We start from the raw sequence: 10,351 nt of genomic DNA on the forward strand, positions 1-10,351 counted from the left end.
CTCAGGCGTCGGCGGCGAGCGTCCGGACCCGGCGGGTCTGGCGTGCCCGCAGCGCGAGCCCGGCCGCGTCCGGGTAGCGGACCTCCTCCAGCGTGAGGCCGTGCGCGGGCGCGACGTTCACCGCCGAGTCCCGGACGCGCGCCGCGAGGACCCGCGCGGGCCAGTCGACGTCGCGGCGCCCGTCGCCGACCGTGAGCAGCGCGCCGACCAGCGCGCGGACCATCGAGTGGCAGAACGCGTCCGCCTCGACGGTCGCGACGGCGAAGCCCGAGGCGTCCCGCTCCCAGGCCAGGCGCAGCAGCTCCCGGATCGTCGTCGCGCCCTCGCGGCGGCGGCAGAACGCGGCGAAGTCGTGCTCGCCCCGCAGCAGCGCCGCCGCCTCGTCCATGCGGACGATGTCCAGCGGACGCGGATGCCACAGGACGTCGTGGCGGCGCAGCGGGTCCACGCCCATCGGGTGGTCGCAGACGCGGTAGGCGTAGCGGCGCGACAGGGCGGAGAAGCGCGCGTCGAACCCGTCCGGCGCCGGGGCGATCCGCCAGATCCGCACGTCGGACGGCAGCAGGCCCGCGAGCCGGCGCGGCAGCGCGTCGCCGAGCCGCGCGTGGACGTCCGCGGGCAGCTCGACGTGCGCGACCTGTCCGCGCGCGTGGACGCCCGCGTCGGTGCGTCCCGCGACCGTCAGCGACGGCGGCGGGTCGAGGCGCAGGGCACGCCCCAGCGCCTCCTCGATGACGCCCTGGACCGTCCGCTGCGAAGGCTGACGCGCCCAGCCCGCGAACCCGGCCCCGTCGTAGCCGAGGTCGAGCCGGAGCCGCACCGAAGCCGTCCCGTCGTCCATTCCCGCTCCCCGAACGGCCAGGCCCGCCGCCCCGGATCGGGACGGCGGGCCTGGCGGTGTCACGTCGCTCAGCTCTGCTCGGCCTTCGGAGCCTCCTCCTCGGCGGCGGCCTCGGGGGCCTCCTCCTCGGCGGTGACCGTCGTGGTGTCCTCGACGGGCTCGGACTCGGCGGCGGGCTCGGCGGGCTTCGTCGCCGTGGCCGCGGCGAGCTGCTCCTGCACCAGTTCGATCACGGCCATCGGGGCGTTGTCGCCCTTGCGCGGCCCGATCTTGGTGATGCGGGTGTAGCCGCCCGGACGGTTCTCGAACCGCGGCGCGATCTCGGTGAACAGCTCGTGCACCACGCCCTTGTCGCGGATGACCTTGGCCACCTGGCGACGGTTGTGCAGGTCGCCCTTCTTGGCCTTGGTGATCAGCCGCTCGGCCAGCGGACGCACCCGGCGGGCCTTGGCCTCGGTCGTGGTGATCCGGCCGTGCTCGAACAGCGCCGTCGCCAGGTTGGCGAGGATGAGCCGCTGGTGCGCGGCGCCGCCGCCGAGGCGGGCGCCCTTGGTGGGCTGAGGCATGGTGTTTCCTTCCTGCACCGGCCGTGTCAGGTACCGGTGTCAGCCGAACCCCCGGGGCCGGACGGCCCCGGGGGTGTGCGTTCTCAGTACTGCTCGGTCTCCGCGTAGCCGCCGTCGTCGTCGCCGTAGGAGTCGGCGGCGGCGGACGGGTCGAACCCGGGCGGGGAGTCCTTGAGCGAGAGGCCCATGTCGTTGAGCTTCTGCTTGACCTCTTCGATCGACTTGGCGCCGAAATTCCTTATATCGAGAAGGTCCTGCTCGCTCCGGGCCACCAGCTCGCCCACCGAGTGGATGCCCTCGCGCTTCAGGCAGTTGTAGGAGCGGACCGTGAGGTTCAGCTCCTCGATCGGCAGCGCCAGGTCGGCGGCGAGCGCGGCGTCCGTCGGCGACGGGCCCATGTCGATGCCCTCGGCCTCGACGTTCAGCTCGCGCGCGAGCCCGAACAGCTCGACCAGCGTCTTGCCCGCCGACGCGACGGCGTCGCGCGGGAGCAGGGACTGCTTGGTCTCGACGTCCAGGATCAGACGGTCGAAGTCGGTGCGCTGCTCGACACGGGTCGCCTCGACCTTGTAGACGACCTTGAGCACCGGCGAGTAGATGGAGTCGATCGGGATGCGGCCGATCTCCTGGCCGGGCTGCTTGTTCTGCACCGAGGAGACGTAGCCGCGACCGCGCTCGACGGTCAGCTCCATCTCCAGCTTCGCCTTGTTGTTCAGCGTGGCGATGTGCAGGTCGGGGTTGTGGACCTCGACGCCCGCGGGCGGCGCGATGTCGGCCGCGGTGACCTCACCGGGGCCCTGCTTGCGCAGGTACATGACGACCGGCTCGTCGTGCTCGGACGAGACGACCAGCTCCTTGAGGTTCAGGATGATGTCGGTGACATCCTCCTTGACCCCCGGGACGGTCGAGAACTCGTGCAGCACGCCCTCGATGCGGATGCTGGTGACCGCCGCGCCCGGGATGGACGACAGCAGCGTGCGCCGCAGCGAGTTGCCGATGGTGTAGCCGAAGCCCGGCTCCAGCGGCTCGATGGTGAACCGGGACCGGTACTCGTCCACCTGCTCTTCGGTGAGGGTGGGACGCTGTGCGATGAGCATGAATGCTCCCTGTTCCCGCGGTGCCCGCTATTTGACGACCGCGTTCGGTATTCGTACGTGCGTTCCCGCCGGGGCCGGCACGGAACCGGCCCCGGCGGGGGAAACCCCTACTTGGAGTACAGCTCGACGATCAGCTGCTCCTGGACGGGGGCGTCGATCTGCTGCCGGACGGGCAGCGAGTGGACGAGGATCCGCATGCGCTCGGCGTCCTGGCCCAGCCACGCCGGGACGGGACGCTCGCCCGCCTCGGCCTTGGCGACCTGGAACGGCGTGCTCTCCAGGGACTTGGCCTTGACGTCGATGATGTCGGCCTCGTTCACCAGGTAGGACGGGATGTCCACCTTCTTGCCGTTGACCCGGATGTGGCCGTGGCGGATGAGCTGCCGGGCCATGTCGCGGGACTTGGCGAACCCGCCGCGGTACACGACGTTGTCCAGCCGGCGCTCCAGCAGCGACAGCAGGTTCTCACCCGTCTTGCCGCCCTGGCGGTTCGCCTCGACGTAGTAGTTGCTGAACTGCCGCTCCAGAATGCCGTAGATGCGCTTGGCCTTCTGCTTCTCGCGGAGCTGGAGCAGGTACTCGGTCTCCTTCGGGCGACCGCGGCCGTGCTCACCCGGCGGGTAGGGCCGGATCTCGATGGGGCACTTCGGCCCCATGCACTTGCTGCCCTTGAGGAACAGCTTCATCTTCTCCCGACGGCACAGTTTGCAGTCGGCACCGGTGTAACGAGCCATGATTCCTAGATCTCCCCTGGCCTCAGACGCGCCGGCGCTTGGGCGGGCGGCAGCCGTTGTGCGGGACGGGCGTGACGTCCTGGATCGAGCCCACCTCGAGGCCGGTCGCCGACAGCGACCGGATGGCGGTCTCGCGGCCCGAGCCCGGGCCCTTGACGAAGACGTCGACCTTGCGCATGCCGTGCTCCATCGCGCGCCGGGCGGCGGCCTCGGCGGCCTGCTGGGCGGCGAACGGCGTGGACTTGCGCGAGCCCTTGAACCCGACGTGGCCGGAGGAGGCCCAGGAGATCACGTTCCCGTTGGGGTCGGTGATCGAGACGATCGTGTTGTTGAACGTGCTCTTGATGTGGGCGTGCCCGTGAGCGACGTTCTTCTTCTCCTTGCGGCGCACCTTCTTGGCGCCGACACGGCTCTTGGGAGGCATCTGCTCTCTCTACGGTTGAGGTCGTCGATCCGGCGGACCCGAATCGGTCCGGCGGACTACTTCTTGCCGGCCTTCTTCTTCCCGGCCACGGTCTTCTTCTTGCCCTTGCGGGTGCGCGCGTTGGTCTGGGTGCGCTGGCCGTGGACGGGCAGGCCGCGACGGTGCCGGATGCCCTGGTAGCAGCCGATCTCGATCTTGCGGCGGATGTCGGCCTGGACCTCGCGGCGCAGGTCGCCCTCGGTCTTGTAGTTGGCCTCGATCCAGTCGCGGAGCTTCACCAGGTCGTCGTCGGTGAGCTGGTGGACCCGCAGGTCGCCGCTGACTCCGGTGCCCGCGAGCGTCTCGTGCGCCCGCGTGCGGCCGATGCCGAAGATGTAGGTGAGAGCGATCTCCAGCCGCTTTTCGCGCGGGAGATCGACGCCGAGGAGGCGTGCCATCGTGGGCAGTTCCCTTCATTTGCGGAGGTATAGGCACATCGCGTCCGCACACACCCTGCCCGGGTGGCGGCCCCGGCCTCCGTCGCCGAGGGTGGTCCCTTCACACGACCGTGCCGTACGACCTCTGCACGGGCCGTACGGCGGACGGGTGAAGGCTGCGATGCGTGGTACGTGCGCCGGAGCGCTCAGCCCTGGCGCTGCTTGTGGCGCGGGTCGGTGCAGATGACCATGACCCGCCCGTGGCGCCGGATGATCCGGCAGTTCTTGCAGATCTTCTTGACGCTCGGCTTGACCTTCACTGGGTCTCCTCGGAAGTCAGGGTCACCCCCGCGCCGCCACGCGCGGGGAAGGCAACCCCAGTGGGTTCTACTTGTAGCGGTAGACGATGCGACCGCGCGTGAGGTCGTAGGGGCTCAACTCCACGACGACGCGGTCGTCCGGCAGGATCCGGATGTAGTGCATCCGCATCTTGCCGCTGATGTGGGCGAGTACCTTGTGCCCGTTGTCGAGTTCGACCCGGAACATGGCGTTCGGGAGGGACTCGATGACACTGCCCTCGATCTCGATGGCGCCTTCTTTTTTGGCCATGTCCTCCGCGCTTCGCTGATCGGCTCTTGGGACGCCGGTCCGACCGCCCGCGACGGGACCCGAACGGGCTTCCATCGAGGGACCGGCCGCGACCTGAGGCGCGCCGAAGGCGCGGAAACGAAGGCAGGCGGCCGAAAACGAACCGGCACAGGAGTGTACGTCACCGGGCCACCGAATGCGAAACCGACACATGACCCGGCGGCGGAGACCGCTCCCGATACCAGCATACCTCGCTCTCGCGTTGTACCTTTCCAGGAGAGATACGTCCAAGGAGGATCGGCATGCCGAGCTATGACTTCGCGCTGATCCTCAGCCGTCCGTTCTACGAGGAGGAGCTGGATCCCCTCTTCGACCGCACGCGCGGCGACGTCACCGTCTCCATCGTGACCGAGCCGCAGCACGCGGACCGTCCGGGCAACGCCTCGTGCTCCTGGTCGGCCCGGACGCTCGCCGCGGCGATCATGGACGTGGTCGCGCACGTCGAGGAGAGCGCGCCGGGGGCGCGGGTCCTGCGGGTGGAGGCGGATCCGCTGCTGACCATGCGGGACATCGCCGACCGCACGGGCCGCTCCATCGACTCGGTACGGCTGTCGATCACCGGGGCGCGCGGTTCCGCGCGCGGCCTCGGCCGGAGCCCGGACGAGCGGTTCCCCGCCGCCGAGATGGCCACCGGCGGGCACCGGCTGTGGCGCTGGTCGAAGGTCGCCGCCTGGTACGGCGTCGAGGACCCGGTGCTGCGCGAGGCCCGGCCGACGGCCCGCGCGATCAACGGCTGGCTGGCGCTGCGGGACGTCGTCCCGGACATCGCGCCCGCCGCCGACGACGTGACGACGGCGCTGTCGGCGGTCGTCCACGTCGCCTGACACCGGGTCAGAGCGCGGCGAGGTCGGCGAGGCGGTAGGCCACGTTGAGCACCGCGTAGACGATGACGCGGGCGGGGTGGCTGCCCGCGGCGGCGTCGTAATGACCCGTTCCGGCGATGAGCCGCAGCTCGGGCTCCTCGACCGGGCCGTGGACGCGCGCCTCGGGGTACTCCTCCCACGGGACGCTCTCGGCCTCGGTCACGCGGAACACCGCGACGGTGTCGTCCGCCCGGACGATCCCGACGATGTCGCCGCGCGTCAGCTCGCCGAGCCGGGCGAACCCCTGGTCGGGCGTGCCGAGCGGGTTGCCGACGATGACGGCGGCGCCGGGACGGCCGGGCGTCGGTCCGGCCGCGTACCAGCCCGCGAGGCCCTGCTCGTCGGCGGGCGGGGCCGCGATGACGCCGCCCGCGCCGCGGCCGACCCCGGCGAGCGGGGCCGACACGCCGATCGCGGGGATCGCGATCGTGCTGGGCAGCGCGTCGCCGAGGGCGCCGGTCAGCGGGACGGGCGCCGTCCGGCCGGCGTGGCCGCCCGTCAGGTCGGCGGCCGTCGCCGGGAGCAGGGTGTCGCGGCCGAGACGGCAGCCGGGCGGCCCGTGCGGGACGGGCGGAGCGCATCGGTCGCGCCCGGCGGTCCGGCTGCGCCCCCACGGGCAGCGCCTAGCCACGGAGCCCGCCCCGTGATGTCCGCCACGGTCTCGTCGCCGTCCAGTGACGCAGCATGTTCCCCCCACCCGGGCGCGGTCGGACGCTCCCGGTCCCCTTCTTGTCCCCGGGGCGAGTCGACAGCCCGGCCAATCGGGGTTAAAGATCGTTCCAGCGCTCCCGCCGGCGACGCCCCCACCCCAGCCGGACCGCACCCGCGGCGGGAACGCCCGACTAGGGGGTACACGATCAATGGCGATCATCGCGCAGCTCAGCGACATCCATCTGGCGGCGGGCCGGGACGGGACCGTGGACGACGGCTCGGGGCCCGTCCGGGCGCTGCGGGCCGCCGTGTCCAGCCTGCTGTCGCTGCCGGCCCGTCCCGACGCGGTCGTCCTCACCGGCGACCTGGCGGACGCGGGACTGCCCGCCGAGTACGCGCGGCTGCACGCGCTGCTGTCGCCGCTGCCGATGCCCGTCTATCCGCTCGCGGGCAACCACGACGTGGTGGACGCGCTGCGCGCCGCGTTCGACGAGCGTCCGGCGGTGGTGGCGAGCGGGTCGCGTCCGGGGGCTCCGTTGCAGTACACGGCGGATGTGGCGGGCGTCCGGCTGGTGTGCTGCGACACGAGCGTGCAGGGCGGGGCGTCGGGGTGCATGGACGACGAGCGGCTGGAGTGGCTGGACGCGGTGCTCGCCGAGGCGCCCGAGAAGCCGACGGTCGTGGCGACGCACCATCCGCCGTATCCGATCGGGATCCGGTTCATCGACGCGATGCGGTTCGAGAACCATGACGTGTTCGCCAAGATCGTGTCGGGGCATCCGCAGGTCGTCCGGGTGATGAGCGGGAACGTCCACCGGGGGTCGGCGGGGTCGTTCGGCGGGGTGGTCTGCACGACATGCCCGAGCACGTACCGGCAGTTGTTCCTGGACCTGACGCAGCCGGGGCACGCGGCGGTGACCGGGGAGCCGGCCGGGTTCGCGGTGCACCTGGTGACGACGGATCCCCCGGGCACTGCAACCACACATTTCGTGCCAACCGGGAGTTATCGCCCATTGATGGATGTTGAATGATCTATCCGGTTTTTGCCATCCGTTTTGGAGCGCGTGACATTTGGCGGATAATGGCAATGAATTGGTGATGCGGATGGTCGCCCGCGCGTTTTCTGAGTAGCTTTGTGCCAGGCAATCGAGACCCCCCGGAGATCGCCTTGGCACTGATGCGCGCGACATTCGAGACCCTGCACGTCTTCGAGGACGAGGAGGCCGGTGACACCCGCATCGGCCTGTACGCGACCGTCCGGGACGCCGCCGGGACGACCCTCGCCGAATTCCGCTGGAACCATCGCAACGGACCCGTCGAGGACAACTTCTCCTACGCCCTGGACGGCGACCTCGCCTTACCGAGCGTCGTCCCGTTCGACCTGACCGGGCTCGGCTCGATCACGGTCAAGGCGTACACCGACAACGACGAACAGTGGCCCGACGAAGGGCACCACGAGAACTTCCTCGGCGAGGCGACGCTCTCGATCGACAGCCGCGAGGGAAGTTCGCTCGGGCAGCTCGTGTTCGGCCCGACCACCACCGACAACGGCAACACCGGCATCGTCGTCACCGCGACCGTGGAATTGGTGCCGGCCGCACAGCACGCGCACGTGCGGCTCGTCTTCAAGGATCTGCTGGTCTTCGACGACGAGAACAGCGACTTCACGCACATGGCCGTCTACGTCCGGGCGTCCGCGCCCGCGCGGGGCGGCGCGCCCGCGATCGACACCGAGCTGCTGCGCTGGAACAACAACGGCGACCGGATCTTCGACGAGGCGCTGTTCTCGCTCTCGGTCGGCACGCCGACGACCGTCTTCGACCTGGACCTCGGCGGGCCGACGTCGATCTTCATCGAGGCCTACAGCCACGACGACGACCCGTGGCCGAGCGCCGAGCGGTACGAGAACTTCCTCGGGCGCGTCCTGGCCGTCGTCGACCCGGCCGACGCCGAGACGCTCGGCAGTCTGCGCTACGGCCCCACCCAGACCGACGAGACGCACAACGGGTACCTGGTCACGCTCAGCGCCGAGGTGCTGCCGCCGGACGCCACGCCGGACCTCCAGATCACGGGCGTCGAGGTCACCCAGGTGGTGCAGGCGTTCGACATGCAGGAGATCCCGGACAACGGGCTGCCGCTCATCGCCGGGAAGGCCACGCTCGTCCGCGCCTACATCGACTCCGGGATCGAACCGGACGAGAGCGGCGGCACCGTGGCCGGGGTCGGCGGGACGCTCACGATGAACGACGGCGCGTTCACGGCCGCGCCCGTCGAAACGATCACGGCCCGTCCGATCGCCCAGGTGGACCGCGGCGACATCCACCAGACGCTCAACTTCCAGATCCCGGCGGCCAGCGTCGTCGCGGGCAAGGCCACGTTCGTCGTACAGGCGACCGTGGGGACGAACGTGAGCAACCCGTTCCGGCTGGAGGTCGAGTTCATCCCCACCGACGTGCTGAACATCTTCATCATGCGCGTGGCCGTCGGGACGATCGCCGCCCCCACCGCGCGGCAGTACCTCGAAACGATCAACACGCTGCCGCGGCGCTACCCGATCGCCGACGACACGTCCGCGAGCATCCTGTTCTGGACCGTCAACGGCGGGCGTCCGCTCAGCGTCAACTACGACCTCAGCAAGGAGAACGGCCAGAACCAGCTCCTCGACGACCTGCACGACACCTACGAGGACTACGCGTCCCGGGAGAGCCAGCGGCTGTACGCGATGGTCGACGCGACGGTGCCGCTCGGCAAGATCGCCGGCGTCGCCCGTCCCGACCAGCACGTCGGCTTCGGCGCCCAGAACCTGCGGGCGACCTGCGCCCACGAACTCGGCCACCTGTACGGGCTGGGCCACGCCCCGTGCGGCGGCCCGTCCGACGTCGACGGCGACTACCGGCCGACGGACGGGTCGATCGGGCAGGTCGGCGTCGACCCGCGCGGCACGACGCCGACCGCGTTCCGCGCCACTACGGGCGACCTGATGAGCTACTGCGGCGGCGAGGGCCGGTGGCTCGGCTACTACCACTGGCGCAAGCTGTGGGAGTCGATCCGGGACGCGTCCGCGGCGGGGGCGGCGCTCGGGCCGCTCGCGTTCACCCCGCCGCATCCCGAGCACGTGCCCGTCGCGCGCCCGTTCCCCGGGCCGTACGTGCGGATCCGCGGGGCCCTAAACCGGAACGGCGCCGTCCGCTGGGACCCGGCGCTGCGCACGATGACCGCGCCGTCCGCCCCTGCGGCGGGCACGCCCTACACGGTCTCGCTGGAGACCCTGGACGGCCGCATGCTCGCCAGCACGCCCGTGGCGGCGCGCTTCCCGTTCGACGACTCCGCCGAAGCGCCGTTCAGCGCCCGCCTGCCCTACCAGGAGAGCGCCCAGCGCCTGGTGCTCCGCCGCGACGGCGCGGAGGTCGGCGCGCTGACGGTACCGCCGCACCCGCCGCACGTCGTCCTGCTGACCCCGAACGACCGCGCCCAGGTCGACACGGCCGGGGTGATGCACCTGCGCTGGCGCCAGATCGGCGGAGACCACGACGCCGACCCGGCCGCGACGTACTTCGTCCGCTTCACCAACGCGGACGGCACGGCGCCGGCCCGTCCCGGCGTCAACCTCACCGCCGACACGTTCGACCTGGACCTGCGCGACATGCCGGGCCACGCGGACTGCTTCGTCCAGGTGCTCGCGACGAACGGCTACCACACGTCCTACATCCAGACGGGCTCGTTCCCGCTGCCGCTCCGTCCCCCGACCGTGCTCCCCATCTCCACGGACGGCCCTCTTCTGCTCGTCCAGGGCGACTCCCCCCAGCACGGTCCGCTCACCGGTTCGGCCATCACCTGGACGGTGGACGGCTCCCCCTCCTCGTCCACCGGAGGCTCCCTCGACGTCCGGTCCCTGGGTCCGGGGACCCACCACATAGAAGTCCACGTCACCGACCCCGACGCCCTCACCACGACCCAGCCTTTGGGCACCTACGACGGCACGACGGGCGAGCACACCCCGCCGCCGCCCGGCCACTGACCCGGCCCCGCGCGGCAGCGCACGAACACGAGGCCGAGTCCCAGCAGACCCCGGACCGCCACCCGCCGGACAGCGAAGCCGACGGGTGGCGGC

The 10,351-nt window shown here is 71.2% G+C and carries 12 protein-coding genes; 3 read left to right on the plus strand and 9 right to left on the minus strand.

The genetic code is table 11. The annotated features are described in order from the left end of the window. Position 1: 1 nt before the first annotated feature. The 8 genes from truA to infA form a co-directional block, all read right to left on the minus strand. On the minus strand, positions 2–841 hold the full coding sequence (gene truA, locus BTM25_RS20030; RefSeq protein ID WP_103564361.1) for a tRNA pseudouridine(38-40) synthase TruA: 840 nt from the start codon (positions 839–841) through the stop codon (positions 2–4). Positions 842–909: 68 nt separating this feature from the next. Then, positions 910–1,407: a 50S ribosomal protein L17 gene (gene rplQ, locus BTM25_RS20035; RefSeq protein ID WP_103564362.1), complete on the minus strand. Its 498-nt coding sequence runs from the start codon at positions 1,405–1,407 to the stop codon at positions 910–912. Between the two features lie 83 nt (positions 1,408–1,490). Next, positions 1,491–2,504, minus strand: coding sequence for a DNA-directed RNA polymerase subunit alpha (locus BTM25_RS20040; protein WP_103564363.1), 1,014 nt, complete (start codon positions 2,502–2,504; stop codon positions 1,491–1,493). A gap of 107 nt (positions 2,505–2,611) precedes the next feature. Further along, positions 2,612–3,238 carry a 30S ribosomal protein S4 gene (gene rpsD, locus BTM25_RS20045; protein WP_103564364.1) on the minus strand — a complete coding sequence of 209 codons (627 nt, stop codon included), beginning with the start codon at positions 3,236–3,238 and terminating at the stop codon, positions 2,612–2,614. A 22-nt stretch (positions 3,239–3,260) separates the two neighbouring features. Beyond that, the gene (gene rpsK / locus BTM25_RS20050; protein WP_018657564.1) at positions 3,261–3,662 is read right to left on the minus strand and encodes a 30S ribosomal protein S11; all 402 of its coding nucleotides are present in this window, start codon (positions 3,660–3,662) and stop codon (positions 3,261–3,263) included. Positions 3,663–3,718: 56 nt separating this feature from the next. Further along, positions 3,719–4,099, minus strand: a complete 381-nt coding sequence (rpsM, locus tag BTM25_RS20055) for a 30S ribosomal protein S13 (RefSeq protein WP_103564365.1) — start codon at positions 4,097–4,099, stop codon at positions 3,719–3,721. Between the two features lie 185 nt (positions 4,100–4,284). After that, complete coding sequence (gene rpmJ, locus BTM25_RS20060) at positions 4,285–4,398, minus strand: 50S ribosomal protein L36 (RefSeq protein WP_019632585.1); 114 nt, start codon at positions 4,396–4,398, stop codon at positions 4,285–4,287. Between the two features lie 67 nt (positions 4,399–4,465). Further along, entirely contained in the window at positions 4,466–4,687 is a 222-nt protein-coding gene (gene infA, locus BTM25_RS20065; protein WP_103564366.1) for a translation initiation factor IF-1, read from the minus strand. A gap of 281 nt (positions 4,688–4,968) precedes the next feature. Here infA and BTM25_RS20070 point away from each other — a divergent pair, with 281 nt between their 5' ends. Continuing rightward, a complete protein-coding gene (locus BTM25_RS20070; RefSeq protein WP_103564367.1) occupies positions 4,969–5,550 on the plus strand; it encodes a hypothetical protein in 582 nt (193 codons plus the stop codon). A 7-nt stretch (positions 5,551–5,557) separates the two neighbouring features. On the opposite strand, the gene BTM25_RS20075 is transcribed toward BTM25_RS20070, so the two are convergent. Beyond that, the gene (locus tag BTM25_RS20075) at positions 5,558–6,220 is read right to left on the minus strand and encodes a sortase domain-containing protein (protein WP_168212169.1); all 663 of its coding nucleotides are present in this window, start codon (positions 6,218–6,220) and stop codon (positions 5,558–5,560) included. Positions 6,221–6,449: 229 nt separating this feature from the next. Between BTM25_RS20075 and BTM25_RS20080 the strand changes: the two genes are divergently transcribed. Both BTM25_RS20080 and BTM25_RS20085 read left to right on the plus strand, forming a co-directional pair. Next, the gene (locus BTM25_RS20080) at positions 6,450–7,271 is read left to right on the plus strand and encodes a phosphodiesterase (RefSeq protein WP_103564369.1); all 822 of its coding nucleotides are present in this window, start codon (positions 6,450–6,452) and stop codon (positions 7,269–7,271) included. Between the two features lie 146 nt (positions 7,272–7,417). Continuing rightward, a complete protein-coding gene (locus BTM25_RS20085) occupies positions 7,418–10,258 on the plus strand; it encodes a hypothetical protein (RefSeq protein ID WP_103564370.1) in 2,841 nt (946 codons plus the stop codon). Positions 10,259–10,351 lie beyond the last annotated feature (93 nt).

This window comes from Actinomadura rubteroloni (genome assembly GCF_002911665.1).
In the GTDB taxonomy this organism is placed as follows: domain Bacteria; phylum Actinomycetota; class Actinomycetes; order Streptosporangiales; family Streptosporangiaceae; genus Spirillospora; species Spirillospora rubteroloni.

Coding starts and splice junctions, on each gene's coding strand:
- truA (WP_103564361.1), bottom strand. CDS start 841: ATGGACGACGGGACGGCTTCGGTGCGGCTCCGGCTCGACCTCGGCTAC.
- infA (WP_103564366.1), bottom strand. CDS start 4,687: ATGGCCAAAAAAGAAGGCGCCATCGAGATCGAGGGCAGTGTCATCGAG.
- BTM25_RS20070 (WP_103564367.1), top strand. CDS start 4,969: ATGCCGAGCTATGACTTCGCGCTGATCCTCAGCCGTCCGTTCTACGAG.
- rplQ (WP_103564362.1), bottom strand. CDS start 1,407: ATGCCTCAGCCCACCAAGGGCGCCCGCCTCGGCGGCGGCGCCGCGCAC.
- rpsM (WP_103564365.1), bottom strand. CDS start 4,099: ATGGCACGCCTCCTCGGCGTCGATCTCCCGCGCGAAAAGCGGCTGGAG.
- rpsD (WP_103564364.1), bottom strand. CDS start 3,238: ATGGCTCGTTACACCGGTGCCGACTGCAAACTGTGCCGTCGGGAGAAG.
- BTM25_RS20080 (WP_103564369.1), top strand. CDS start 6,450: ATGGCGATCATCGCGCAGCTCAGCGACATCCATCTGGCGGCGGGCCGG.
- BTM25_RS20085 (WP_103564370.1), top strand. CDS start 7,418: ATGCGCGCGACATTCGAGACCCTGCACGTCTTCGAGGACGAGGAGGCC.
- rpsK (WP_018657564.1), bottom strand. CDS start 3,662: ATGCCTCCCAAGAGCCGTGTCGGCGCCAAGAAGGTGCGCCGCAAGGAG.
- BTM25_RS20040 (WP_103564363.1), bottom strand. CDS start 2,504: ATGCTCATCGCACAGCGTCCCACCCTCACCGAAGAGCAGGTGGACGAG.